Origin of the sequence: Rhizobium sp. NPDC090279 (genome assembly GCF_044769665.1) — a bacterium.
Taxonomy (GTDB): domain Bacteria; phylum Pseudomonadota; class Alphaproteobacteria; order Rhizobiales; family Rhizobiaceae; genus Rhizobium.
In genome coordinates this window covers 62,160-87,207 of the sequence record NZ_JBIVYI010000014.1, presented here as the reverse complement: position 1 = coordinate 87,207, position 25,048 = coordinate 62,160, and the positions used below count along the sequence as shown (strand labels likewise).

The following is a 25,048-nucleotide window of genomic DNA, read 5'->3' as shown; positions in this document are numbered from 1 at the left end:
CAAGCGCGTCATCTCCCGTCACGGAGTGGGCCGGCATCTCACGACGCCTGCGGCATCGGCTGCATTCCAATCGGATACACGCGGTCATACGCGATGTTGAAGACGAAGGCGTATACCAGGTAAAACGCGACGATCGCGATATCCATCGCCAGTGCGGCCATCAGGCTGATCCCGAGATACCAGGCGATGAAGGGGATGAGCACGATGATCAGGCCCGCCTCGAACAGGGCGGTGTGGGCGATGCGGATGGGGATGGTCTTCTTCACGCTGCCCCGGATGCGTAACATCGCCTTGTCGAATCCGAAATTGTAGATGAAATTCCACACCGTCGCCGCCGTGGCGGAGATGATGCCGACAATGCCCATATGCTCAACGGGCTGATCGAACAGCAAAGCGGCGCTCGGCGTGAATATCGCCAAGCCGATGAGTTCGAACATGACCGCATGTCGGACGCGGTCTTTAAAGCTACGCATTTCAAAGTCCTCTGTTGTTGTCGATGGCTGTTCTATCTGATATTTATGATAGGTAAAGTTAGATAGTATCTGGAAATCTGATAGATGAGTGTTTCGCTTGAACAATTGGAGGCCTTCGTCACTGCCGTGGAAACAGGCTCGTTTTCGGCGGCTGCGCGGCATCTGCGCAAGGCGCAGTCGGCGGTAAGCCTTCTCGTCTCGACATTGGAGGACGATCTCGGCATCAAGCTTTTCAGCAGGGCGACACGAAACCCGACATTGACTGCGGCGGGCAAGCGGCTGTTGCCGGAGGCGAGGCTGCTTCTCGACCGTCGCGAGCATCTGATCGGCGTTGCGAGGAGCTTCGAGGAACATGTCGAGACGCGGCTTGTCGTCGCGATCGACGAATTGTACCCAGAGCCGTCGACCGGAGCGCTGTTTGCCGCTTTTGCCGAGTGTTTCCCGCATGTCGAACTGGAGCTGCTGTTTCCGCCGACCAAGGATGTCGTCGGGCTGGTTCTGGATGGTAAGGCCGATCTCGGCGTTATGTGGAGGCAGGAAGATCTTCCGCCCATGCTCGGCTTTCACACGATCGGCTGGGTGCCCCTCATTCTGGTGTGCGGCCGCGACCACCCGTTGGCGCGGTTCCCCGTCACCTGGGAGGAGCTCAAGCGCCACCGCCAGATCATGGTGACGAAACGGAGCGACGGCATGGAGACCCACCGATTGCGTGTTGCCGCCGAGGTCTGGTGGGTCGAAAGCCATTGGGTCATTTTGCAGATCCTGCAGCAGGGGATCGGATGGGCGCTGATCCCCGCCCATATTCTTGAAAATTCGCCGCTTACTTCGAGCTTGGCGACCCCGGTGCTGCAATTCGACGAAGGTGCGCATCCGGTCGCGCTTGAACTCGTCTGGCACAAGCAGCGCCCGGCCGGTCCGGCGGCGAAATGGCTTCGGGAACAATTTTCGGCAAACGGGATCGACTATCGAAAGTCAGGAACGGTCTAGCTGGTGTTCGATGGAACCGCAGTTTCACGGTGTGGCTTCATTGTCCACGTTACATATAGGGTGACGGCCGCCGGTCGATCGACATGCACGAGTATCGGTTATCGCAGGTACGACGAGTCGAAATCAGCCAGATGCTCCAGCTTTCTGCTATCGAGAAACGCAACTCGACCATCATGAAATGTCATGGCATTCAGCTCGCGCAATTGCCTGAGAACGCGATTGAAATGAACGGTGGTCAGACTCAATGCATCGGCAACCAGCGACTGAGTCAACGGACACTCAAATGCGGTCTTCGTGCCGAGACCAGCCAGATTCAATCTGGAGCCGAGTTCAAGAAAGAGATGGGCTGCTCTATTGATGGGATGACGACGACCGACATCAATCAGGTGTTGAGTTACAATCGCCTCATCCCGAAACGCCGACCAAAGGATCGACATGGCAAGGCAACTATTACCACGGAGAGCTATAGACAGATCATCGACGGATATCTCTTCTGCTTCCATGCGTGTTATGGCGCATAGATTATCATCGGAAGCAAAGGTTATAAGTCGTCGAATGCCGACAAGATCACCTGGTATATGGAAGTTGATGATTTGCCGTGTTCCGTCATGCAAAATCCTATAGGAACAAGCCCAGCCATCCCTGAGTAGATATGCATTTTGTCCCCGTTGACCTTCATGAATGAGATCATGGCCTTTCATGAAGGTGCGCTTGTGAGTGGGAAGCGTATCCGGAATTTTTCCAATCGCAGCCAAATAGGTACTATGGGAGACAAGATAACGTAAATTTCGGCCTGTGGAGCTAGAGGAAACGCCAGCTTTGTCTTCGGGCATGAACAGATCATGTGGCATAAGTGATGCCTTCAAGGTTCGAGATCGGCACACTACCCCTTATGGAAAACATTATAACGGACATTGCTCTTTCCAAAACTTAACTCGGATTAACAATTGAGCGGAGGCAAGCCGTCTCTTTCGCGATGATTTGAAGTTTTTCTTAAATATTATAACGGCTTAGGGATGTTATCGGCGCAGGCGGGGGATATCACGAGCCAAGCACTTGTTGGTGAAGCGGTTGTGATGGTCTGCTTACAAGCAGTGTCGCGGCACACAACAGCGGGAAAAGAGCCGATCGATATCAGGCTATTCGGCGCCCGTAGGCCTTTCGGTTTGTGCCGAGGAAAGTTTCGTATCAAAAACAACACATAAGGCAGCGTTGCGGGCTGCTGCCGATGCCGCGCGCCATGAGCAATGCTACGGCCTTAGCGGCCACGCGGGATCGATTTGGCGGCTAACGGCAGATCAACTTCGGGCGCCGGTTGGAATTTGTGACGTCAAAAGGTTCAAATCCATTGATCCAAATCATATCGAGGCGGCATGCGGAGGCTCAGAGTCAAGCACGCCGGCTTTCTCATCAACCGCCGCGCGTCCGGAAACTTAAAACCACGCTTGTTCGATAGAGCCGGCGTTTGCTCCTGATGGAGGTTGAAATGTTCAAAATGCCCAAACCGACGATCATGTTTGCCGTGCTCGGAACGACCTTTACTGCTCTTGCAGTCTCATCCGTTCCGAGTTTCGCTGCGTTGAGCTGTGTGGAAAGTCTTCAGCTGACCGGAGTGGAGTTGCGTGATGCTCCGATGGATCAACAGAAGAGAGACGCGATGGGACTTTATTCCGCCGCGATCGACGCACATCGCAATAGGCAGGAGGGACGATGCGAGGGAGACCTGGATCGAGTCGACGGACTGCTTGCCCGTACCGCTTCCTCTGCTGACTCGGTTGATTCAGGCAATGTTGGCCTGTTTACGTCATCCACCTCGCAGCCCACTCACGGCGACGGTCATGACCATGGCCATGGCGGCGGCCATGATAGGCATTAGGCTTTCGTCCTGATGAATGCGTGCCCATGGCGCGAGCCGCTCTATCGCCACTACGGGAGGTCTTCGTTGCGCAGATCACGGACAAGGGAGCACGTTTCTCGCGAATGTTTTCGCGAGAAACGGGTTTTCATCTCACGTTGGCGATAGGGCACAATTGCATGCTCTGCGAGATGTTGCGATGTCGCAGAGCAATGTTTCGCGATTATCACAATGACTACGGCATTGACGCCGCAGCGACTACGAACGTTCCGCGATCGTCCGCAACCACAGCCACGATCCGGCCAGCAACCCGAAGGATATCGCTGGCTCCTAGGCCGGGATATCGGATGATGCTTTGCGCTTCGGGCTGCTTTGGCCCAAACGTGGCTCCGTTCCAGCCCGCAGCCGCTGGATGTTGGCGCGATGGCGCACAATCACATAGGCGCCGCCGGCCATCACCAATAGCCGATAGGGCAAAGGTTGCTCCAGGGCGAGAACGAGCGCAATGGCAGTTAAAGCGGCAAGCATCGAGCTGATGGAAACAATTCTGGATATCGCCAGGATGATGCCAAAGGCTGCAACTGCGCCGAGGCCGACCGGCCATGACATCGCCAGCAAGACACCCAGTCCCGTAGCCGCGGATTTGCCACCGGTAAAATTCAGCCAGATCGAACGTCCGTGCCCCAACAGCACGGCAAGTCCTGCCAGACAAACGGCCCAGGCTCCCCAGCCCTGCGGATCGAACCCTGTCGGCAGCGTGACAGCCTGCGATGCAGAAAGCCAGGGGTAAAACCAGTAAGCAAAGACGATCGCCGCAGCACCTTTCAGCACATCTACCGCGAGAACCGCCAACGCCGGCCACTTGCCCAACGTACGCAACACGTTTGTCGCTCCAGTGGATCTGGAGCCGTGCTCGCGGATATCGATACCAGCAAGCAGTTTGCCCGCCAAATAGCCCGTGGGCGTGGAGCCGATAAGATAGGCGATAACCAATCCGGCCATGCTCGCTATCCAAAAAACCAAAGGAGCAACCTCCGCGCTTCAGTTCGCGCCAATCATCATATCAAATGATATCCATCCCGAAGGTTAAGCCAGATGCTGTCCTTGGTTGGACTGTCCAGGCTATTCCGGATTTCTTCGACGTTTATCATCATTGCAATCTTGCTGGGCGCTCAGTCGTCTGGCCGGCATCAAAGTCAAGTGGCTGGATTTGCCGGCCAAGGTCGTTCTTCCGCATATGGCTACCTACGATCCACGTCCCTTATCGGAAAGTCTCGATCCAGTCTTGAATATGCTGCGCTGTTTGCAGGGGAGATGAGTTCGTATTATCGACAGTCATCCGATGTGTCGCTCCATCGTCGAAAAGCGAGCGCTCGACAACAAGCCTGTTTAAAATCTCCGCTTTCCGACTTTTTCCGCGGTTGCCCCGATCTTCGCTCACGATGCGACGGGCATTCTCGTCAGGAGAGCAAATCAGCGTAACAGAAAAGAGCGGGCAATTTCGCGCTTGCGCCAAGTCGATGACCGCTTGCCAGTTCTCCTCGAGAAATCCGCTTGTTCCCCCGCGGGCAACAACACTTGTCAAAATGACGGGCAGAGTTGATGGCAGTTTTAGAATTGCCGCGAATGCGACAGATCTGACGGCACGGACCAAATCGTAATACTCGGATGTTCCACCCTCGGCCAAGGCGCGTCCCACATTCAAGATAGTATGGTTGTCGAGGAGCTTTCCGCCCATGATTGCTTGCAACTCACGCCCGGTCGTCAACTTGCCGACACCCGGCCATCCGCTTATGTTGATTAGCATTGCAAGCTCCAATCGGGCTTGGCTGGTTGGAATGATGCCTGCTTGGCGGCCTTGCCGTAACCTTCCGTGGCGCGACCCCGACATGCCGGGCGCTTCACAGCCCGTCGGATGTCGAGGCTACGATGGGAGCCCGGCCTTTGCCCAGCTGAAATAGCATTTTGATGGGGTGGAGAAGTGTGATTCCGCGCCTAATTGACAAGGAAGATGGGAAACGACGCGCAAGAGGAGTGAAGCGATGGCAAAGAACGCGATCTGCCTATGGTACGACAAGGATGCAGAGGCCGCCGCCAAATTTTATGTCGAGACTTTCCCCGACAGCGCCATGGGTGCGATCATCCGCGCTCCTGGAAACTATCCGGAAGGCAAGCAGGGGGATGTGCTGGTGGTTGAATTTACCGTCGCCGGCGTCTCTTGCGTCGGCTTGAACGGCGGTCCGGTGTTCAAACATAACGAAGCCTTTTCATTTCAGATCTACACCGCAGATCAGGAAGAGACGGATCGCTATTGGAACGCCATCGTCGGTAATGGCGGCCAGGAAAGCGAATGCGGCTGGTGCAAGGACAAATGGGGCGTGTCCTGGCAGATCACGCCGCGTACACTGATGGAGGCGCTGCGCGCAGGCGGCGGCGAGGCAAAGCGTGCTTTCGACGCGATGATGACCATGCAGAAGATCGATGTTGCAAGGATAGAAGCGGCTCGACGCGGCTGAGATTGATGATGCGAAAGGCGCCTTGCTATCGGAGTAGCCGATGCTCTGGCCATGCTGATTTAGCATGGCTGCCGCAGCGGCATCCGCATTGCTTTTGTCCAAGACTCTACTAAATATGAATTCCGCATGACAAATCGGCTGTTGTGGACCGAGCAATAACAACTTATGCTTGACCAAAATCGAGGCAGGCCGATGGCGTTTGACTGGTGAGGTTTGCAGAGGATGGCCGCACGGAACGCCGCCAGTTCCAATCATCACGACATAGGAACCGCCTTCAATGACGGCGAAGCACTGTCTTGTGATGAGTTGCCTTGCCCGACAGTTTACCCGTTCGATCTTACCAATCCCGTCAATAATCGGTTGTCACGCTTTCGCTGTTTGCAAGCCAGAGTATGCGTGCGACCCCCATGGCGCCGAAGGGTTGCCATAAGATCCAGCGGCACCCACATCATAACAACTCCTATCGACCTGTTACCGAAGAGTAGAGCTAACACTCATGATAAAACGCATGATCATCATGCTGATCGTCATAGGCCTGATCCTTGGCGGGATCTTCGGCTTCCAGGCATTCAAGAACCGCATGATCGCGGCGTATCTGGCTAACCTCAAGTCGCCACCGCAGACGGTGTCGACCCTTACCGCGGCAATGAGCCCGTGGCAGACGACGCTGCAATCGATTGGCAGCTTCAACGCCGTCGAAGGCGCCAACCTTTCAGCGCAGGTCCAGGGCATCGTCCAGAAGATCGGCTTCGAGGATGGTCAGGATGTCAAGAAGGGCGATCTCATCGTGCAGTTGCTTGCCGATCAGCAGATCGCAACGCTGGATCAATACAAAGCGACGATGGCCAATGCGCAAATCGCCTATGATCGCGACTCCAAGCTGATCAAGGCGAACACCATTGCGCAAAGCCAGGTCGACAGCGATCTGGCGACCTGGAAGGCGGCGCAGGCACAGGTCGCGTCGCAGCAGGCATTGATCGATCAATATTCGATCCGCGCGCCCTTCGATGGCCACCTCGGTATCAGGCTGGTCAGCCTTGGCGAGTATCTGTCCGCGGGAACGGCCGTCGTGACCTTGCAGTCGCTCAATCCGATCCAGTTTGATTTTTCGATGCCGCAACAGGCTCTGTCGCAGCTGAAGGTCGGACAGGCTGTGACGGCAACCGTCGATGCCTATGGGAACCAGACCTTCGACGGCAAGATCACGGCAATCAGCCCGCTGGTGGACACGCAGAGCCGCAACATCACCATTCGGGCGACCTTCCCCAATCCTGACCGCAAGCTGCTGCCCGGCATGTTCGGCAACATAACGGTGGTGGTCGGAGAACCCAAAGAGTACATCTCCCTGCCGCAGACCGCCGTCACCATCAATCCTTACGGCAATGTCGTCTATGTGGTCACCGACAAGGGCAGCGGCGCGGATGGAAAGCCGCAGCTTGTCGCCAATCAGAAGTTCGTCAGTACCGGGCAGGCGCGCGGCGATCAGATCTCGGTGACAAAGGGGATCAATGCGGGCGAAGTGGTGGTGACCTCCGGCCAGCTGAAGCTCAACAACGGTTCGCCTGTCATCATCAACAATTCGGTGCAGCCGTCGAACGATCCCAATGCGAATCCGGCAAACCCCAACTAAGGTGTGGCGATGAATATCACCGATATCTTCATCCGGCGCCCCGTCCTTGCCCTCGTGGTAAGCGCGTTGATTATCGTGATCGGCTACCAGTCGTTCCGCACGCTGACCGTGCGCCAGTATCCGCAGACCCAGAACGCCGTGGTCACGGTGTCGACGACCTATCCGGGTGCGGCGCCCGACGTCATCGCCGGCTTCATTACCACGCCGCTTGAAAACGCCATCGCGCAGGCGAACGGCATCGATTACATGACCTCGTCGAGCACCAGCGGTACGTCGACGATCACCGTCAACCTGCGCCTCAACTACAGTGCCGACGCGGCGATGACGGAAATCAACGCCAAGGTATCGTCTGTTCTCAACCAGCTGCCTACGGGCACGCAGCAGCCCATCATGACGGTTTCCATCGGCCAGTCGATCGACGCCATGTATATCGGCTTCCGCAGCGACGTTTTGGCCAGTAACCAGATCACCGACTATCTGACGCGTGTGGTGCAGCCTAAATTGCAGGCGGTCAACGGCGTTCAGACGGCCGAAATCCTTGGTGCGCGAACCTTTGCGTTGAGAGCCTGGCTGCAGCCCGACAAGCTCGCCGCTTATGGCCTGACGGCCGGCGATGTTTCGACCGCACTTACGACCAACAACTATATCTCCGGCATTGGCACCACGCGTGGCCAGATGACGCAGACGGTGCTGACGGCGCAGACCGATCTGCATTCGACGGACGAATTCAGGGAGATGGTGGTCAAGCAGATCGGCAGCACGATCGTGCGCCTGAAGGATGTCGCCACCGTCGCGCTCGGATCTCAGAACCCCGATGTCCAGATCGGATTCGATGGGCAGGACGGTGTGTTCATGGGTATCCAGATCGCGCCGACGGCCAATCTGCTCGACGTGATCGCCGGTGTGCGCGCGGTGTTTCCGGCCATCCAGCAACAATTGCCGCAGGGGCTCGAAGGCTACATCGTCTATGATTCCAGCACCTTCGTCACCACGTCGATCAACGAAGTGGTGAAGAGCCTGCTCGAAGCTCTGGTGATCGTCATCTTCGTGGTGTTCGCCTTTCTCGGTTCGCCGCGATCGGTCGCCATTCCCGTCGTCGCCATACCGCTGTCGCTGGTCGGCACCTTCGCGATGATGCTGATCTTCGGCTTCTCGATCAATCTTCTGACGCTGCTTGCGCTGGTGCTGGCGATCGGCCTTGTCGTGGACGACGCCATCATCGTGGTGGAGAACGTCAACCGTCATATCGAAGAGGGCTCGACGCCTATGAGGGCGGCGCTGGATGCCGCGCACGAGCTGGTCGGACCGATTCTCGCCATGACCGTGGTGCTGATCGCCGTCTATGTGCCGATCGGCTTCCAGGGCGGCCTGACGGGCGCGTTGTTTACCGAATTTGCCTTCACGCTGGTTGGCGCCGTCACCGTGTCGATGATCATCGCCCTGACCCTGACGCCGATGATGTGCTCGCGCATCCTGAAGCCGCATTTGACGGATCGCAGCGGCTGGGAAGAGCGCGTCTCCGATTTCATCGACCGCCGCTTTGCGGAGATTCACCGCCCCTATGTTCGCATGCTGCATGGCAGCCTGAACACCATACCCGTGGCGCTCGTCTTTGCCGCAATCGTGCTGGGCAGTATCTATTTCCTCTATACCAGCGCCAAGAGCGAACTGGCTCCCAACGAAGACCAGGGCTTCCTCGCCGCGCAGGTGACGAACGCCCCCAACGCGACGCTTCAGCAAAAGTTGCTCAATTCCGACCAGGTCACCAAGATCTTCCGCAGTTTCCCCGAGACCGACAAGACCTTGCAGGTTGAGGTGCCGGGCACGTCCTTCGAGGGCATGGTGCTGAAGCCTTGGGATCAGCGCACGAGAACGGCGGACCAGCTTCAGCCTCTGGTGCAGGCCGATCTGGCAAAGATCGCAGGCGGACAGTCCGTGGTCTTCCAGATACCGCCGCTGCCGGGCGCCAGCGGCCTGCCCGTGCAGTTCGCCATCGGCAGCACCAGCGGCTTCGAACAGCTCAACGAAGTGTCGAACACCTTCCTGCAGGAAGCGCAGAAATCCGGCCAGTTCATCTTCATCACAAAGGATCTCTACGTCGACAATCCGCAATATTCGATCCAGATCGACCGCAGCAAGGCCTCGGCTCTCGGCCTGTCCATGAACAATGTCGGTTCGGCGCTCGCCGCCATGCTGGGCGGCGGCTACGTCAATTATTTCAGTATCGACAACCGCTCGTATCAGGTCATCCCGCAGGTGGAGCAGCGGTCACGCCAGACCATCGATCAGATCATGAACTATCCGATCGCAAACGTGAACGGTAACAAGATTCCGCTTTCGGCGATCGCGACCGCGAAACTCGAGGCCACGCCGCGCTCGGTCGCGCACTTCCAGCAATTGAATTCGGCCACCATCTCCGGTGTGCCGGCGCCGGGCGTTGCCGTCGGCGATGCGCTGAATACGCTCAAGTCGATCGCGGCGCGGACGCTGCCGCAGGGTTATTCGGTCGATTATGGCGGGCAGTCGCGTCAGTACGTGCAGGAATCGAGCGGCATGGCGACCACCTTCGCCCTCGCCCTGATTATCGTGTTCCTGGCACTGTCGGCGCAGTTCAACAGCTTCCGCGACCCGTTCATCATCCTCGTGTCGGTGCCAATGTCGATCGCGGGCGCTCTCGCCTTCATCAGCCTCGGTATCGGCGGCGCGACGATGAACATCTATACGCAGGTCGGCCTGGTGACGCTGATGGGGCTGATCAGCAAGCACGGTATCCTGATCGTCGAAGTGGCAAACACGCTGCAGGCGTCCGGAAAAACCAAGCGCGAAGCGATCGAGGGCGCCTGTGGCATCCGCTTGCGTCCGATCCTGATGACGACGGGCGCCATGGTGCTGGGCGTCGTGCCGCTGATCCTGGCGACCGGCGCCGGTGCTGCAGCCCGCTACAACATGGGCCTGGTGATTGCCACGGGGTTGGCCATTGGTACGCTGTTCACGCTCTTCGTCGTGCCCGCGGTCTACATGCTGCTGGCTGAGGACCACCACAAGCAGGATGCGCCCGAAACAGAAGCAGAGCCGGCCCCCACGCACTGAGTGAGCCGGCCGGCGTAGCTATCTATTGCGATCCGGCCGAGGCGTGGCCCGCCTATCGATGCCACAGGAGCATAGGGCGGGCATTGCTGCCTGTTGCAGCGAAGGTTGCATCAGTCATGCCTCTGCACGAGAACGATGCCGATCGGGAAATTCTGAAGCTTGCGATTGGTGGCGTCGATCTTCAAATCGCCCGGATTGTGCTATCAATGCCGGCCAAACGACCGATTTGATACTGGTTCTAGCGAGGGATGATGACCGGCATTCTAAAGATGATCGTCGCTGGGATTTGCGTTGTCCTGTTAGCCAGCGGCGCGTTTACCAGATGGCCGATCGCTTCCGCGCGCAAGACCGACGATCTGCAGAAGCGCATGACCGATTGCGATCAGAACATCGATCAATTGGTCAGACTTCACGATGGCGATATCGAAACGCTGGCTTGGGACCGCAATGCGGTCGAAGGCAATGTGAAAGCGTGCCTGACCGAACTCAAGGACTATTTCTATGTTACCGTCGCCAGGACGAAGCTCAAGGCAAAGGGGGTGCCCAGCTTCCGGCCGACGCGCCTGTAAGCGCATGGCGCCCCCTGTTTCGCTGCCCATTGCGGCATGGAACACCCGTCGGCAATCCAAAACGACCCCGCGTTTCATGGCATGACGGAACCGTTGCATCCTATTATTTTACGCAATTCCGGACGGAACGTAGCTGCACATTTTGCCCGGAATTGCTTCAGCCGGCCGTTCAGCCTACCACTTCAACCGCACCCCGACATTGCCCTGAAACATGCGTTGGTGCTCGCCGCTGACGTCGAACCTGTAGTCGGCTGTCGCGAAGGCACTCCATGATGTGTTGAAGGCGTAGACAACGCCGCCGCCGACTTCCACGGATGTACCCTTGAGCGAAGTATTCATGGCATCCGTACCGAAACGCACCGTATCCGTCGTGTCGAAATCGTGCCAGATATTGGTCTTCAGATAGGGTTGAAGCAGGCCGGCGGAGGTTTGAAAATTGCCCTGCAGGCGCGCGCCGATCCGTCCGGTCCAGCTCGTATCGGTGCCGAACGAAACCGTTGAAAAGGCGTCGCGCTTGTCGTCGAGCGAGATATTCTGCCAGATCAGCTGCGCCTGCGGTTCGAGGGACCAGTCACCGCCAAGCGCGATCGGATAGCCGCCTTCCAGCGATGCGGTGATCCCGCTGCCGCCGATATCGATCCCGGTGCCGCCGATCGAGTGGGCATCGCCGCTGAACCAGGTCCCCATCAGCACGCTGTCGAGATACCAGCCGGTGGGGCCGATATGGGTCCAATAGGCGCCGACGCTTGTGGCATCGAGGTTGAACTTGCCGGTCTTGACGTTGTTCCAGCCGACAGCCTGGCCGGTGACATCGGCTCTGAGATCGGCGTAGCCGAAGAACAGGCCCGCAACGTCGCGATGACCGTTGCCGCTCTCATGGCCGAGAATGTCGACGCCGGTTTGCAGACCCCAAAGCGATCCGTCGATCGATGGCGATACCGTACCCGACCAGCCCTGTTCGACATGTTCGCCGAAGACGCGGCCCCAGGCGGACGAGGCTATATTGCCCGAATTCACCATGCTTTGCTCGCCGCGGCGCTCGTGAAACGTTCCGAGCGTGGTCAGGGTTGCGATCTGGGCCGCCGGCGGCACGGCCGTATAGGTCGCGACCTCGGGCCGGATAAGCGGAATGACCTCGACGTCGACACCGCCGATGTTCATGATTTCCGGCGAGACCGGGGTTGCGCCGGGGTTCGGCGGCGTTGGCGTTGGATTGTTGGGTGTCACCAGCGGCGGCTGGATACCCCCGGTTCCATCCGGAGGCGTGACCAGAATAGGGGCTTCCGGATCGGGATCGGTGGGTGTTGGGACCGGCGCGACATAGGCCGAGCGCAGATACCAGTTGTTGCTCGTTCCGGCGCTGACGCCGCCCTTGAAAAGGTAATATTCATAGGCGCCGGCGGCGGCCCGGCCATTCAGGTAGAAGGCGTTGCTTGTAGCGGTAGCGCCATTGGTGGCCTCGACGACGTTGATACCGTCGAGCATGGTAGCCGCGCCGCCGCCGCCGAAATTGGTGACCGTGATGCTTGTCGAGCCAGACGCCGTCCCTCCATTGATCACCAGTTTGTCGGAGGCCGAGCCATCGCCGCCGAGCACCGTATCGAGAAGGAGGGAGCCGCCCGAACCGACATAGTTTCCGACCACGGTCAGGCTATTCGTGGTTTGGGAGCCGCCATTGGTCAGATCGATCGCACCCGAATTGGTGAGCGTCACGGCAGGGCCGCCCGGATAGGGAGTGATCGAAGGATTGAAGCCACCACCGGCAAGCAGGCTGGCGCCGGACGAGACCGTCACATTCCCGGTCAGGTCACGCTGCAGCTGAAAGGTGCCGTTCTGGATGAAGCTGTCATGAAAGTCGCCGGTGCCGGCCCAGGTCCAGTCCGTTCCGGTCATGTAGAGCGTCTGGAAATTGGTGAAGGCGTTGTCGATCACGCCCTGTCCCTGCAGCGTGACGGTGTTGCTGCCGCCGCCGCCGTTGGCCGTTCCGATCATTTTCGAACCGGTTTGCAGGGTCAGAGAGATATTGCCGTTGCCGCCGCTGATGGCAAAGCCGTTGCCGCCACTCAGCAGGCCGGCATTGGTGATGGAGGTCTGGCCGTTGAGCGTGCGGATGGCAGGCCCCTGGTCGCTGATGATCTGTCCGCCGGCAAGATTGACGATCGTCGCATTGAAGGTCGAGCCGAGCGTGTTGGAGAAGACGCCGTCCGACGGCAGGCCGCCCGAAGCCGCGCCGCCGCTTGCGTGGATCGTGCCGCTGTTGATCAGGCTGCCATTGCCGCCCTGAATGTAGACGGTCGGCGCGCTGTTTCCGGTCGTGGTCAGTGTTCCCGTGTTGGTAACGCTGCCGTTTGCGCCGAGGATCGACACCGCGCGCGCATTGCTGCCGCCGGTCGAGACGGAGCCGTTGTTGATAATGGTGTTGTTGGGCGAACCGCCGCCGCTCTGGCCCCAGCTCGCCGTCATCCCGTATGCATTCGGCCCCGTCGTCGTAATCGAGCCGTTGTTAATCAAAGTATTGCCGCTGCCGTCGGCAGCCATGCCATCATTGTACTGGCCTGTGGTGCTGATCGAGCCGTTATTGGTGATGGTGTTGTTGCTGCCGGTGCCGACCAGCCCTGCGCCGCGATTGAGGCCGCTGCTGCCGGAACCGGTGAGAGAGATGGCGCCGGAATTGACGATGGCGCTGGAATCTGCGACGCGAGCGCCGGCATTGGCGGTCGGCGAGCGGGCAATGGTGACGATCGCGCCGCCGAGAATGTCGATGGTGACATTGGAACTTCCCGCAGCTCCATAGATGCCCGTGGTGACCGGATTGGGCGCCGTCGCATCGCAGGTCGCCGTCTGGCCGCTCGCTGGCGTAAAGCTCGTGCACGCTGCCTGAGCCATCTCGGGCGCGACGAGGCTTGTTCCGAGCACAAGCGCAGCCTTCAAGGAAATGACGGCGGATTTCGCACCTGGATTCTGGATATGGCGCATCGTGTCCCCCCAACATCACCAGCCGTTTCCAGCCGATGGATCGCTCGCCCATGCAACTAAGAGCACGGCATAAGATTCGTATCAACTAAAAAATCTAAAGCTAATAGTGTAATTGGAACGATGAGTTAGCGGGAAAGGAGTGCGGGTGGCCCGTACCGTCGCGAAATAGAACACCTGCGATAGCAACCCCGAACAGGCAAGGGGAATTCATTTCTGGGTGGGGCAATTCGTTAAATCTTGGGCTCGAAGCGCAATGGCTGGTCGGGCTCCCCCGGGAGCCCGACCGCGACCGCTGCCTACTTCATCTGCGTCACTGTCAGCTTGCCATTCACGCGCTCGGCGACGAATTCAATCGCCGCGCCTTCCTTCAGCTTGGCACGGATAGCGGGATCTTCGACGCGAAACACCATCGTCATGGCCGGCATGTCGAGGTTCTTCAGTTCCTCGTGCTTGATGGTGACCTTGTTCGTCTTGGCGTCGATCTTGTTGATCACGCCTTTTGTGAATTCCTCCGCATGGACGCCTGTGGCGGCGCCGATGGCGAGGATGGCAGCAAGGGTAATTCCAGCGAGATTCTTCATGTTGGCTTCTCCTGATATCCAAGGTTTCAATTGGTTGCCACAGACACGTCGCCATGCATGCCCGCCTCGTAGTGGCCGGGGATGAGGCAGGCGAATTTGAACGCGCCGTCATTGGTGAACTTCCAGACGATCTCGCCGGATTCACCGGCCGCAAGCCGGATCGAATTGGCGTCGGCATGTTCCATTTCCGGGAACTTCGCCATGACAGCCTTGTGCTCGAGGATCTTCTCCTCCCCGTCGAGGACGAATTCGTGGTCACTTTGGCCGGCATTGCTGAGCACGATCTTCACCGTCTGCCCCTTGCGGACCTTGATGACGGCCGGCTGGAACAGCATCCTGCCGTCTTCGGTTTCCTTCATGGTCACGCGGATCGTCTGCGTCACCTTGCTCTTGTCGCCGGGTTCGCCGACGGCGAGCTTTTCGTCATGGCCACCGGCATGGCTTCCCGAGGCGAAAGCGGGGCCGGCAAGCGTTGCGATGAGAAGTGCGATTGCGAGTTGCTTCACTGTGAGTTCCTTTGCAGTTGATCGATGTCTGATCGTCATTGATGGGTCGGTTTCGGGGTGATGCCGGTTTCGGCATCCCTGGCCCTGGTCTGGTCGGGCATGTCGCCGGTCCATTCGAAGGCCTGCGTCCCGGGCGGGTTCTCGTACCAGCCCGGATCGGTGTAATCGTCCGCGGCGATGCCCTCGCGGACCTTCACGACCGAGAACATGCCGCCCATTTCGATGGGGCCATGCGGACCCCAGCCGGTCATCATGGGGACGGTGTTCTCGGGTATGGGCATTTCCATTTCGCCCATATCGGCCATGCCCTTGGTGCCCATGGGCATGTAATCGGGTTGAAGTTTTCGGATTTTGGCGGCGAGCCTCGATTTGTCGGCGCCGATGAAGGTCGGGATGTCGTGCCCCATGGCGTTCATCGTGTGATGCGACTTGTGGCAATGGATCGCCCAGTCGCCCACATATTTGGCATCGAACTCATAGGCCCGCATGGCGCCGACGGGGATATCGATGCTGACCTCCGGCCAGCGAGCCTCGGGCCGCACCCAGCCGCCATCGGTGCAAGTCACTTCGAAGTCGTAGCCATGCATATGGATCGGATGGTTGGTCATTGTCAGGTTGCCGACGCGCACGCGGACGCGGTCGTTCTTGGAAACGACCAGCGGCGTGATGTCCGGAAAGACGCGGCTGTTCCAGCACCACATGTTGAAGTCGGTCATTTCCATGACGCGCGGCACATAGGAACCGGGATCGATGTCGTAGGCATTGAGCAGGAACACGAAATCACGGTCGACCCGCATGAATTTCGGGTCCTTCGGATGGACGACGAAGAAGCCCATCATGCCCATCGCCATCTGCACCATCTCGTCCGAATGCGGGTGGTACATGAAGGTGCCCGACTTCACGAGATCGAACTCGTAGACGAAGGTCTTGCCGACCGGGATATGCGGCTGGCTGAGGCCGCCGACGCCATCCATGCCCGAGGGCAGGATCATGCCGTGCCAGTGGACGGTCGTATGCTCCGGCAGCCTGTTGGTGACGAAGATGCGTACCCGGTCGCCTTCGACCGCCTCGATCGTCGGGCCTGGCGATTGGCCGTTATAGCCCCAGAGATAGGCCGTCATGCCGTTTGCCATCTCGCGCTCGACCGGTTCGGCGACAAGATGGAACTCCTTGATGCCGTTGTTGATGCGGTGGGGCAGGGTCCAGCCGTTGAGCGTCACGACGGGCTGGTAGTCCGGTCCCGATGACGGATGAACGGGCGGCTGCATGTCGGCCGAGGCCATGGAGGGAGCCTCGGGCAATCCCATGGCTGAGGTCTTGGTCCATGCGCCGGCGGCGAGCATGACCGCTCCCGCTCCGAAGAACTGTCTTCTGTTGAACATCGAGGTTTCCTTTCTACTCGTCTGAGCCGGTCGTTGCGGTTTCCGAGGCACCGGAGGAAGAGCCGCCGCCATAGATGGCAGGTGCGAGACCGGCGTCCGCGAGCCAGAAGTCGCGTTTGGCGTCGACGGACTGCACGAGGGCGTTGATCTTCTCGCGCGTGTCGGTCAGCAGCTCGAAGGTGTTGGTGATCATGCCGTTGTAGGTCAGCAGCGACTGCTCCTCGACCCTGGTGCGCAGCGGCACGACATTGTTGCGATAGTGACGCGCGATATCGAGGCTCGAGCGATAGGCCTCATAGGCCGATCTTGCCTCGGAGCGGACGTTCACCGCCTTTTCCGCAAGTTTGTTGGCCGAGCGCATGTAAGCGAGCTCCGCCTTCCTCATCCGGGCCTTGCCGCTATCGAAAATCGGAATGGTAAAACCGATGTCAGCCGATCCCGCGAAATCGAGTTTCCTGGCTCCGTCCTCGCGGCTACGCTCGGCCTCCAGCCCGGTCGCAAGCTCCAGATCCGTGACATAGCGGGTCGCCTCCGTCAGGCCGTAGGATTGTGCCGCGGCCTCCAGCTCCAGTCTCGCAACCTTCAGATCGATCCGGTTGCGAAGCGCATCCGCCTCGATGCTGTCGCGCTTTGCTATCGTCTTCGGCAAAGGCGGCAGGCGGTTCGGTAGCCGATATTTCGCGTCCGAACCCCAAAGTCCGAGCCGTCGGGTCAGTTCCTCCCGGGCAAGGCGGGCGGTCAGCCGCGCCTTGGCGGTTTCCGCGGCAAGCTCGGCGGCGAACGCATGTTCGCGAGCCTGTGCGCCCTTTGCCATTGCTCCGGTTTCCCCGAGCTTTTCCGCCAGTTCCGAGGCCGCGTCCGCGGCCGTCTGAGCGCGCTGGAGCCCGGCGACATTCTCGTCGGCTGCAACGGCGGTGATCCAGGCGCGGCGCGTATCGGCGGCGAGACGCAGCGTCTCGATCGCCGCATTGAGTTGCGCCTGCCGGAACCGCGTATCGGCCAGTGCGATATCGCGTTTCTTGGTCATGAGCGCGAGGATGTTCGCGGTCAGCACCCCCTCGATTGCCTTGAACGCTTCAAGCTCGGGCGTGCCGATGCCATTCAGACCGATGGAGGCCGTCGGATTGAAGAGCATGGTCGTCTGCCACGCATCGGCCGCGCTGTCGCCGAGATCGGCATAGCTCGCCTGAAGACCCTTGTTGTTGAGAAGCGCGATCTGCACCGCCGTATCGGCATCCAGCGTCTTCTCGTGTGAAAGCAGAGCCCTGGTCTGCGCGGACAGCGCCTTTGCCTGCTCTTGGTTTTGCACCCAGACGGCGTTCCTTGCGATAACGGATCTGGTTGTCGTCGACACGGTGGAAAAGCCGGCTTCCTTTCCGGCATATTCGGCGCCGCTGACGCAGCCACTGAGAATGATCGGAAATGCGGCAACCGCTGCAAGTGTTCGAAGTGAGCTCATGACGCATCCCCCTTGGCTGGAGACTGCTGATCGTTCTGCTGGCGCCAGGGTTTTGGATCAACCGGTTTGCGCGGCACATAACCCGAGACAGGAGAACTAAATTGGAAGGGAGCGACAGAGCGCGTCTGTTCGACATCCGATGACGCGACGACGTCAGGAGGAAAGGTGGATGCGCAGCCGCCCACGAACAGGGGCAGCCCCACCACGACTATGGAAGGTTTCATCTTTAGAAATCCGAATAGGAGATTGCCAATGGCCTTCGCGGGGAAAATCCCGGCAAAAGCCACGCGAACCCGTCAGATGCGGGCAGATCCTATTCAGATATTCGGAGGGCGATCGAGATTGGGCTGCTCACCGAGCGCGTGCCGATCGTCGATGAATTGACGGATGGAGGAGACGGCAAATCCGCCGACGTCATAGCCATTGCAGATGATGCCGAAGCCGATGCAGAAATCCTTGCAGCATTCTTGCTTGCCGATCTTGTCCTTCGCCAATCCCGAGGCATCGTCGTGATGATTGTTGTCGGCATCAGCCTGCATGGCATGATGATCGCCGTGGTCGACAAGCTTTTCGGCACGAGGCTCGGGAAATGCCGAGCCATGCATGGCTGCGTTTGCATTGGACATAGTATAGCCCGCCAGCGATACGATGATCGCCAGCCGCACAAGAAGGAGCAACTTGCTCAGTGCGATTCGATAGGCTTTACCCATGGCGTGAGAGGTACAATCAAACCCGACCGGGTTCAACGGGAATTTGTGTTGCGTCCGGTATCGTTTGCGTGAGCGCGTAGGCGAGCGGCATCATCTCCCTGCTCAGGGCGACGATGCCGGACGGCTCAGCATCGAATGGCTCCAGTCGTCTATGAAGCGCCGCCGTTGCGCCTCGTCCTGCGCGGCAAGCAGTGCCGGGCCTATCCGGATCGGCTGGACGAAGCTCAATTCTCCGAGGGTCGACGGGCCGTCGACCCCTTCCGGAATGCTTCCTTTCTCGGCAAAGAAAAAAGCCTTGCGCCTCGCAACGTCCTGACCGCGTTTGGAGAGAAGATAGTCGAGAAAGCGCCGGGCGAGGTCCGGCCGCTGTGAGGTCTTCGGGATCAGCACGCCACGGCTCAGGATCAGCGTATAATCGCGCGGGATGACGACCTTCAGATCGGGATCGGCTTTGGCGGCGGCATAGGAGTAGGACCCGATCATATTGTAGGCGAGATAGATCCGTCCGCTGGCAATCTCCTGCAGAATTGACCCGGTGCAGCAGCTGACCTTCACGTCGGCGCGGCTCATGCTTTCGAGAAGGCGGCCATAGGTCGCGGTTGCCTGGCGCGCATCGCTGAAGGCGAGAAGATAGCCGACCCCGGAGGTCCTGATGTCGAAGGTCCCCACTCGCCCTTCATAATAATCGAGCCGGCGCCGCAGGAGATCGGCAAACTCGGCGCGGGTGCGCGGAACGTCGCCCGGTGGCACGTAGCGCGCATTGTAGACGAAGACCGCCGGCTCGAAAGTGAAGCCGAAGACCTCGTCGCGCCAATTGGCCCATTTGGGCACCTGGGCGGTCTCCGACGAATTGTAGGCGGAGGCACAGCCGTTGTTGGCCAGGCTGACGAGCTGGTCGAGCGAGGAGGAAAGCCATAGATCGCCAAGCGGCATGTTTTGCTCGCAGGCGGCGCTTGCCTTCTGGTGCAGCTCGTTCGTGACATAGTCGGAATATTCGATGGCAATATCCGGCGCCGTCTCCTGAAAATCCCGGATCAGCGGTTCCATGGCCCGAAGATCGGCCGCACCGTGGATTGAGAGGCGGGCCATCTCGGCATGGGCGGCCGGGAAGAGCTTTGTCGTGCCCTCGACGGCCATTGCCAGAGTCGGTGCGAAAACGAGGGTCGCAAAGCCCAGACAGGAAGCGAGGAGGTGCCGAGGTTTCATTTTCCCTCCCTGTGAATGCGTGGGAGCGCAAGGAGGACGGTAAAGCCGTGCGCATCCTCACCCTTGGCGCGAAACTGCAGCGAGCCGCCATGGGCGGCCGCGACTTCCGAGGCGATGGCAAAACCCAGCCCGGCACTTCCTTCGCCGGCCTTCGAGGTCTGAAAGCGTTGCGTAACGCGCGGCCATTCCTCCGAGGGAATGCCGGGGCCATCATCTTCGACCTCGACATGGGCAAAGGAGCCGGCATCGCGCACCCGGACCTCGAGCCTGGAGAGGGTTCCGTGGCGAAGGGCATTGTCGATGACGTTGACGATCGCCTCGCGCAGGCTAACGGGATCGCCGAGGACGACCAGTTCGGTATCCGCCTCCTCAAAGGAGACGACGATATCGGGGTCCACCGTGATCGGCACCGCGACGCGAAAGGCGCGTCTGGCGATTTCGTTGAGATCGACGGGTTCGAGCTGCACGGATTCGGCACGGTGGATGACCATGGCGTGGCTCAGCAACTGGTTGGTCAGCCTTGCCAGCTCGTCGGCGCGCTGCTGCACGCGCCCGAGATGCTGCCTGTCCGTTTCGTTCAGCCTATCATTGTTCAGTAGATCGAGCTGGGCGGTAAGTGCCGTCAGCGGCGTTCGTATCTGGTGTGCCGCATCCGCGATGAAACGCTGCAGCAGGACGACACGTTCATTGAGACGGCCCATGAAATGATTGATGGAGCCGACGAAGGGGCGGAGTTCCCGCGGCACCGAGACGGAAAGCGGCGTCAGATCCTGAGGGTCGCGGCGGCGAAGAGCCCCGCCCAATAGGTTGACCGGCCGCAGTGCCTGGCGGATGGAGAGGATCATCACCCCCAGCGCCAGGAAGCACATGATGACGATGGTGATCGCCGCGCCGAGCGTCAGCTCATGCGTCAGCCCCCGGCGTGCCTCGACGGTCTGGGCGAGGATCACGTGCGCCCAGCCCGAGGCTGCCGGGTCCGAGAGAGCCCGCCCGACGACGGCGATACGCACCGCTTCGCCCTTGTAGAGGCCGGAACTCAGGATCGGCTCCCGGTGAACGGTGGCGAGGTCAATGTCCGTCTCCAGATCGCGGTGACCGGTGAGCGTCTTTCCCGTGGGATCGACGATGCGGTAGAAGATGCGGTCGCGGTCGGCCAGCCCCAGCATTTCGAATGCCGAGGCTCTCAGATCGACGATCAGGGCACCTTCCTGCACGGCAAGGCCGTCGGCGATCTGCAATGCGGCGCCGACCAGCACGCGGTCATAGGCATCGTTGGCCGCGGTGCGTGCGGAATACCAGCTTGCGGTTATGAGTACCGCCGCGCCGGCTGTCAGGAGAACCGACATGACGACCGCCAGGCGGGCAAAGAGCGAGCGTTCAAGTATCATCGGAGACCAGCTGATAGCCGATGCCATGCAGCGTGACGATGCGGGCCTTCGCCCCTTCGAGCTTCTTGCGCAGTCGCCCGACATAGAGCTCGATCGCATTGGCGCTGACGGCCTCGTCGAAGCCGTAGAGCTGGTCGAGCAGCTCCTGCTTGCTGAACACACGTCCAGGCCGGGAAGCAAAGATTTCCAGTAGCGTCATCTCCCTGCGCTTCAGTTGCACCTCGCGCTTGCCGACCTTCACCGAGCGGCTGGCCCGATCGAGCACGATGTCACCGCAGGTGACGAAATTGGTGGCGTCGCCGCTGCGCCTACGTAGCAGCACCCGGGCGCGGGCTTCAAGCTCGCGAAAGTCGAAGGGCTTGACGAGATAGTCGTCTGCACCGAGGTCGAGGGCGCCGACGCGATCGTCTACCTCGGAACGTGCTGTCAGCATCAGGACCGGCGTTGTGACGCGGGCGCGCCGCAAGCCTTTCAGGATTTCGAAGCCGTTGAGACCGGGCAGCATCACGTCGAGGATGACGAGGTCGTACTCCGTGAAGGCGAGGATCTCGGCCGCGACGGCGCCATCTGTCTGCCAGTCGACGGTGTGGCCCGTCGCCTGGAAGCGCCGGCAGATAGCCTCGCCGACATCCTGCGTATCTTCAACGAGCAGAATGCGCATGGCAGCGGTCTTGCCCGATCCTCATGAATTGCAGACGCAAAGTTTCTCCCTTTCTCGAGCGGTTCGGCTCTTCACCGAATCTCCGAACCGCTTTCGTATTGTTTTAGGCCGCTTCCGGGTAGAGCCAGACGCTCTCGCGCGGTATCTCGGCCCAAACTGTGCCCGCCGCCATCAGCTTCGGACCGAACGCCTTGGCCTTGAAGTCGCCGTAGGACAGGCGATACTCCCAGCGATCGCCGAGGAAGAGGCATGCCTCCAGCTGCATCTCGATGCGGCCCGGTGCCGGCTGATCGTGAACGGCCACCTGCTCGACGCGAATGACGGCTTTGCCCTCGCTCTCCGCTCCATCCCCCATCATCACGCCATCGAGCTGCCAGTTGCTACCATGGATGCTGGCCGCGGCGCCATCGCGTTTGATGCGTCCAGCGGCAACATTGTTCGCGCCAAGAAAATCGGCGACGTAGAAGCTCGAAGGTTTCGAATAGATATCCTGCGGCGGGCCTTCCTGTGCAACCTTTCCGTTGCGCAGCAGCAGGATATTGTCCGAGGCCGCCAGCGCTTCGGCCTGATCGTGCGTCACGAGCACGCCGCAAATGCCGAGATCGAGAACGAGCTTGCGAATCCAGTAACGGGCTTCTTCGCGCAGTTTCGCATCCAGATTCGAAAGAGGCTCGTCCATGAGCAGGATCTTCGGCTCGTAGACGAGGGCGCGGCAGATGGCGACGCGCTGCTGCTGGCCGCCCGAAAGCTGATCCGGATAACGTTCGGCAAGGTGGCCGAGGCCGATCTTGCCGAGCGTGTCGAGGACGCGCTTTTCTGCATCCGCCTTGTTGACGCCACGCAGCTTCAGGCCATAGGCGACATTTTCCGCGACGGAGCGGTGCGGCCACAGGGCATAGGACTGGAAGACCAACCCGATATTGCGGCCTTCCGGTGCGACGGTGGTGCGTTTTTCGCCGTCGAAGACCACCGAACCGCTAATCTTGATTTGTCCGACTTCGGGCTGTTCGAGGCCGGCAATGCAGCGCAGGAGGGTCGTCTTGCCGCTGCCTGAGGCACCGAGCAGCGAGACGATCGATCCGCGATTGGCGGTAAACGAGGCGCCCTGAAGGATATGCAGGCCACCGAGATATTTATGCACGTTTTGAACGATGAGATCAGTCATGGATCTTGGCTCCGAGACGAAGGGCGAGGGCAAGGCCACCGCCGGTAAGAAGGATGCTGACAAAAGCGAGGGCTGCGATCGTATCCATGGCGCCGGACTGGAGTTGCGCCATCATGAGCGAGCCGATGACCTCGGTGCCGGCGCTCATCAGATAGATGCCGGTGGCGTAGTCGCGCAGGAACACGATCATGATGAGCGCCCAGGCGCCGACGAGACCCGGTCGGATGATCGGGATGACGATGTCGCGCCAGCTCCGGCCGATGGTCGCGCCCGTGGTGCGTGCGGCTTCTTCCAGCTCGGGGCTGACCTGGATCAGCGTTCCCTGCAGCAGGCGCAGCCCGTAGGAAAGGCCGACGATCACATAGGCTGCGAACAGGCTGATGAGCGTCGTTCTCAGCGGAATGAGGAAGGGCACGAACAGGAACAGCCAGAAGAAGGCAAGACCGATGATGAGGCTCGGCATGGCGCGCGGCAAAAGCACCATATAGTCCAGCACGGTGTTGGACATGCCTCTGTGACGGTGCCCGGCAAGGCCGATCAGGAGATAGATCGCGACGGCCGCAGCTCCGCCGACGACGGAGAGGATGACGGTGTTGACGATGCCGCGAAACAGTGTCGGCACCTCCAGTAGCGTCGCGAAATGCGCGACGGTCAGATGCGCCAGTGGATTGACCCCCTGGCCCCAGGCATCGACGAAGGCGCGCAATACGATGCCGCCGATCGGCAGCAGTACCGAAACGAAGAGCCAGAAGCCGATGAAGGACAACGCGATGACTTGGCCGGTGGCTCCAAGCCGCATGACGGTTGTGCGTGCGCCCTTGCCTCCGAGGGCGGCATAGCGGCGGCTATGGCGCAGCAGACGCCGCTGATACCCGACGAGCGGCAGCGTCAGCAGCACGAGCAGGACGACGACGACGGCCATCAGCTGGTAGGTCGGCACCCCGAACAGCGTCGTGAGCTTGTAGACATAGGTGGTGAGCACGATGATGCCGCTCGGATCGCCGAGCACGTAGGGAACGCCGAACATCTCGAAGCCGATCAAGAGGTTCAATGCGGTGGCAAAGACGAGCGCCGGCAAGACCATGGGCAGCGTCACGTCGAGGCAGACACGCCAGATCGGCGACCCCATCGACCTTGCCGCCTCTTCCAGATCGGAGGGCAGGTTGCGCATGGCGGCCGACACATAGAGATAGACATGCGGCACATGCGCAAGCCCCGTGACGATGACGATCCCCGTCAGGGAATAGAGGTTCCAAGGTGCTGCCCCGAAGATGTCGCGCGACAGCATGGTGATGAAGCCAGCCGGGCCGACGGAAACGGTATAGCCGAAGGCAAGCACGATGGCCGAAATGAACATCGGTACGAGGACGACGACTTCGAGCGCCTTGCGGAACTTGACATCGGTCCTCGTCAGAAGGAAGGAGAGCGCGGCGCCGAGCGGCACTGCGATCGCCACCATGCCGACCGCCATGATGACCGTGTTCCAGAGCGCGTCGTAGAACATTTCGTCGGTCAGGATATAGCGATAGGCCTCGATGGAGAGCTTGCTTTTCGGCGCAAAGAACGGTCCATCGAGCAGGCTCTGGTAGATGATGAGCACGATCGGCGCCAGCACGACGATGGCAAGCAGACCGATGACGATACGCCTGAAGCCGAGGGCATTGGCTGGCTGCGGAATCGATGTGAATGTTGGGCTCGCATGAGCCGCTGGTCGCCCGGCGTGAGACAGGGTCGATACTGGCGTCGACGGTGCCGACATCGGCGCGCCTCCTTCTCGATGGTTGTTGTTCTCGAGCACTTTCGCCTTCATTCGAATGGCGAAAATGCTCTATCTTCTTGTTTCACAGTGCATTCCGCACGGAAAACCGCTGCGCACTTTTCCTGGAAATGCTCT

General features: G+C 59.8%; 22 protein-coding genes. 6 read left to right on the top strand and 16 right to left on the bottom strand.

Annotated features, from left to right (window positions below; all coding sequences use genetic code 11):
• Positions 1-38: 38 nt before the first annotated feature.
• Positions 39-473, bottom strand: a complete 435-nt coding sequence (locus ACIQWP_RS28190) for a PACE efflux transporter (RefSeq protein ID WP_402794924.1) — start codon at positions 471-473, stop codon at positions 39-41.
• Between the two features lie 84 nt (positions 474-557).
• Between ACIQWP_RS28190 and ACIQWP_RS28185 the strand changes: the two genes are divergently transcribed.
• Complete coding sequence (locus ACIQWP_RS28185) at positions 558-1,460, top strand: LysR family transcriptional regulator (RefSeq protein ID WP_402794749.1); 903 nt, start codon at positions 558-560, stop codon at positions 1,458-1,460.
• Positions 1,461-1,558: 98 nt separating this feature from the next.
• Here the strand turns inward: ACIQWP_RS28185 and ACIQWP_RS28180 are convergent, their stop codons facing one another.
• Complete coding sequence (locus tag ACIQWP_RS28180; protein ID WP_402794746.1) at positions 1,559-2,293, bottom strand: Crp/Fnr family transcriptional regulator; 735 nt, start codon at positions 2,291-2,293, stop codon at positions 1,559-1,561.
• Between the two features lie 653 nt (positions 2,294-2,946).
• Between ACIQWP_RS28180 and ACIQWP_RS28175 the strand changes: the two genes are divergently transcribed.
• Complete coding sequence (locus tag ACIQWP_RS28175) at positions 2,947-3,336, top strand: hypothetical protein (protein WP_402794743.1); 390 nt, start codon at positions 2,947-2,949, stop codon at positions 3,334-3,336.
• A gap of 309 nt (positions 3,337-3,645) precedes the next feature.
• Here the strand turns inward: ACIQWP_RS28175 and plsY are convergent, their stop codons facing one another.
• A complete protein-coding gene (plsY, locus tag ACIQWP_RS28170) occupies positions 3,646-4,338 on the bottom strand; it encodes a glycerol-3-phosphate 1-O-acyltransferase PlsY (protein ID WP_402794741.1) in 693 nt (230 codons plus the stop codon).
• A gap of 238 nt (positions 4,339-4,576) precedes the next feature.
• On the bottom strand, positions 4,577-5,122 hold the full coding sequence (locus tag ACIQWP_RS28165; protein WP_402794738.1) for a hypothetical protein: 546 nt from the start codon (positions 5,120-5,122) through the stop codon (positions 4,577-4,579).
• 235 nt (positions 5,123-5,357) lie between these two features.
• On the opposite strand from ACIQWP_RS28165, the gene ACIQWP_RS28160 reads away from it, so the two are divergent.
• The 4 genes from ACIQWP_RS28160 (at position 5,358) to ACIQWP_RS28145 (ending at position 11,120) form a co-directional block, all read left to right on the top strand.
• A complete protein-coding gene (locus ACIQWP_RS28160; protein ID WP_402794735.1) occupies positions 5,358-5,831 on the top strand; it encodes a VOC family protein in 474 nt (157 codons plus the stop codon).
• 496 nt (positions 5,832-6,327) lie between these two features.
• Complete coding sequence (locus ACIQWP_RS28155; protein WP_402794733.1) at positions 6,328-7,461, top strand: efflux RND transporter periplasmic adaptor subunit; 1,134 nt, start codon at positions 6,328-6,330, stop codon at positions 7,459-7,461.
• A gap of 9 nt (positions 7,462-7,470) precedes the next feature.
• Positions 7,471-10,551: an efflux RND transporter permease subunit gene (locus ACIQWP_RS28150; protein WP_402794730.1), complete on the top strand. Its 3,081-nt coding sequence runs from the start codon at positions 7,471-7,473 to the stop codon at positions 10,549-10,551.
• 251 nt (positions 10,552-10,802) lie between these two features.
• Entirely contained in the window at positions 10,803-11,120 is a 318-nt protein-coding gene (locus tag ACIQWP_RS28145; RefSeq protein WP_402794728.1) for a hypothetical protein, read from the top strand.
• A 174-nt stretch (positions 11,121-11,294) separates the two neighbouring features.
• On the opposite strand, the gene ACIQWP_RS28140 is transcribed toward ACIQWP_RS28145, so the two are convergent.
• The 12 genes from ACIQWP_RS28140 to ACIQWP_RS28085 all read right to left on the bottom strand — a co-directional run bounded on the left by ACIQWP_RS28140 (position 11,295) and on the right by ACIQWP_RS28085 (position 24,913).
• A complete protein-coding gene (locus ACIQWP_RS28140; protein ID WP_402794727.1) occupies positions 11,295-14,096 on the bottom strand; it encodes an autotransporter outer membrane beta-barrel domain-containing protein in 2,802 nt (933 codons plus the stop codon).
• Positions 14,097-14,392: 296 nt separating this feature from the next.
• The gene (locus ACIQWP_RS28135) at positions 14,393-14,677 is read right to left on the bottom strand and encodes a copper-binding protein (protein ID WP_402794725.1); all 285 of its coding nucleotides are present in this window, start codon (positions 14,675-14,677) and stop codon (positions 14,393-14,395) included.
• A 26-nt stretch (positions 14,678-14,703) separates the two neighbouring features.
• The gene (locus ACIQWP_RS28130) at positions 14,704-15,183 is read right to left on the bottom strand and encodes a plastocyanin/azurin family copper-binding protein (RefSeq protein WP_402794722.1); all 480 of its coding nucleotides are present in this window, start codon (positions 15,181-15,183) and stop codon (positions 14,704-14,706) included.
• Between the two features lie 35 nt (positions 15,184-15,218).
• Entirely contained in the window at positions 15,219-16,565 is a 1,347-nt protein-coding gene (locus ACIQWP_RS28125; RefSeq protein ID WP_402794720.1) for a multicopper oxidase family protein, read from the bottom strand.
• 13 nt (positions 16,566-16,578) lie between these two features.
• On the bottom strand, positions 16,579-18,024 hold the full coding sequence (locus ACIQWP_RS28120; protein WP_402794717.1) for a TolC family protein: 1,446 nt from the start codon (positions 18,022-18,024) through the stop codon (positions 16,579-16,581).
• Positions 18,021-18,248: a hypothetical protein gene (locus tag ACIQWP_RS28115; protein ID WP_402794714.1), complete on the bottom strand. Its 228-nt coding sequence runs from the start codon at positions 18,246-18,248 to the stop codon at positions 18,021-18,023. Before ACIQWP_RS28115 ends, ACIQWP_RS28120 begins: the two co-directional genes overlap by 4 nt.
• 93 nt (positions 18,249-18,341) lie before the next feature.
• A complete protein-coding gene (locus ACIQWP_RS28110; RefSeq protein ID WP_402794713.1) occupies positions 18,342-18,734 on the bottom strand; it encodes a hypothetical protein in 393 nt (130 codons plus the stop codon).
• Between the two features lie 102 nt (positions 18,735-18,836).
• A complete protein-coding gene (locus ACIQWP_RS28105) occupies positions 18,837-19,940 on the bottom strand; it encodes an ABC transporter substrate-binding protein (RefSeq protein ID WP_402794710.1) in 1,104 nt (367 codons plus the stop codon).
• On the bottom strand, positions 19,937-21,328 hold the full coding sequence (locus ACIQWP_RS28100) for a sensor histidine kinase (protein ID WP_402794708.1): 1,392 nt from the start codon (positions 21,326-21,328) through the stop codon (positions 19,937-19,939). The genes ACIQWP_RS28105 and ACIQWP_RS28100 overlap by 4 nt, the downstream gene beginning before the upstream one ends.
• On the bottom strand, positions 21,318-21,989 hold the full coding sequence (locus tag ACIQWP_RS28095) for a response regulator transcription factor (protein ID WP_402794706.1): 672 nt from the start codon (positions 21,987-21,989) through the stop codon (positions 21,318-21,320). The genes ACIQWP_RS28100 and ACIQWP_RS28095 overlap by 11 nt, the downstream gene beginning before the upstream one ends.
• A 103-nt stretch (positions 21,990-22,092) precedes the next feature.
• Positions 22,093-23,154: an ABC transporter ATP-binding protein gene (locus ACIQWP_RS28090; RefSeq protein ID WP_402794703.1), complete on the bottom strand. Its 1,062-nt coding sequence runs from the start codon at positions 23,152-23,154 to the stop codon at positions 22,093-22,095.
• Positions 23,147-24,913, bottom strand: a complete 1,767-nt coding sequence (locus ACIQWP_RS28085) for an ABC transporter permease (RefSeq protein WP_402794701.1) — start codon at positions 24,911-24,913, stop codon at positions 23,147-23,149. Before ACIQWP_RS28085 ends, ACIQWP_RS28090 begins: the two co-directional genes overlap by 8 nt.
• Between the last annotated feature and the right edge of the window lie 135 nt (positions 24,914-25,048).

Excerpts from the sequence above, each read along its gene's own strand:
- ACIQWP_RS28190 (WP_402794924.1), bottom strand. The coding sequence starts at position 473 with ATGCGTAGCTTTAAAGACCGCGTCCGACATGCGGTCATGTTCGAACTC.
- ACIQWP_RS28185 (WP_402794749.1), top strand. The coding sequence starts at position 558 with ATGAGTGTTTCGCTTGAACAATTGGAGGCCTTCGTCACTGCCGTGGAA.
- ACIQWP_RS28180 (WP_402794746.1), bottom strand. The coding sequence starts at position 2,293 with ATGCCCGAAGACAAAGCTGGCGTTTCCTCTAGCTCCACAGGCCGAAAT.
- ACIQWP_RS28175 (WP_402794743.1), top strand. The coding sequence starts at position 2,947 with ATGTTCAAAATGCCCAAACCGACGATCATGTTTGCCGTGCTCGGAACG.
- ACIQWP_RS28165 (WP_402794738.1), bottom strand. The coding sequence starts at position 5,122 with ATGCTAATCAACATAAGCGGATGGCCGGGTGTCGGCAAGTTGACGACC.
- ACIQWP_RS28160 (WP_402794735.1), top strand. The coding sequence starts at position 5,358 with ATGGCAAAGAACGCGATCTGCCTATGGTACGACAAGGATGCAGAGGCC.
- ACIQWP_RS28155 (WP_402794733.1), top strand. The coding sequence starts at position 6,328 with ATGATAAAACGCATGATCATCATGCTGATCGTCATAGGCCTGATCCTT.
- ACIQWP_RS28150 (WP_402794730.1), top strand. The coding sequence starts at position 7,471 with ATGAATATCACCGATATCTTCATCCGGCGCCCCGTCCTTGCCCTCGTG.
- ACIQWP_RS28145 (WP_402794728.1), top strand. The coding sequence starts at position 10,803 with ATGACCGGCATTCTAAAGATGATCGTCGCTGGGATTTGCGTTGTCCTG.
- ACIQWP_RS28140 (WP_402794727.1), bottom strand. The coding sequence starts at position 14,096 with ATGCGCCATATCCAGAATCCAGGTGCGAAATCCGCCGTCATTTCCTTG.
- ACIQWP_RS28135 (WP_402794725.1), bottom strand. The coding sequence starts at position 14,677 with ATGAAGAATCTCGCTGGAATTACCCTTGCTGCCATCCTCGCCATCGGC.
- ACIQWP_RS28125 (WP_402794720.1), bottom strand. The coding sequence starts at position 16,565 with ATGTTCAACAGAAGACAGTTCTTCGGAGCGGGAGCGGTCATGCTCGCC.
- ACIQWP_RS28120 (WP_402794717.1), bottom strand. The coding sequence starts at position 18,024 with ATGAGCTCACTTCGAACACTTGCAGCGGTTGCCGCATTTCCGATCATT.
- ACIQWP_RS28115 (WP_402794714.1), bottom strand. The coding sequence starts at position 18,248 with ATGAAACCTTCCATAGTCGTGGTGGGGCTGCCCCTGTTCGTGGGCGGC.
- ACIQWP_RS28110 (WP_402794713.1), bottom strand. The coding sequence starts at position 18,734 with ATGGGTAAAGCCTATCGAATCGCACTGAGCAAGTTGCTCCTTCTTGTG.
- ACIQWP_RS28105 (WP_402794710.1), bottom strand. The coding sequence starts at position 19,940 with ATGAAACCTCGGCACCTCCTCGCTTCCTGTCTGGGCTTTGCGACCCTC.
- ACIQWP_RS28100 (WP_402794708.1), bottom strand. The coding sequence starts at position 21,328 with ATGATACTTGAACGCTCGCTCTTTGCCCGCCTGGCGGTCGTCATGTCG.
- ACIQWP_RS28095 (WP_402794706.1), bottom strand. The coding sequence starts at position 21,989 with ATGCGCATTCTGCTCGTTGAAGATACGCAGGATGTCGGCGAGGCTATC.
- ACIQWP_RS28090 (WP_402794703.1), bottom strand. The coding sequence starts at position 23,154 with ATGACTGATCTCATCGTTCAAAACGTGCATAAATATCTCGGTGGCCTG.
- ACIQWP_RS28085 (WP_402794701.1), bottom strand. The coding sequence starts at position 24,913 with ATGTCGGCACCGTCGACGCCAGTATCGACCCTGTCTCACGCCGGGCGA.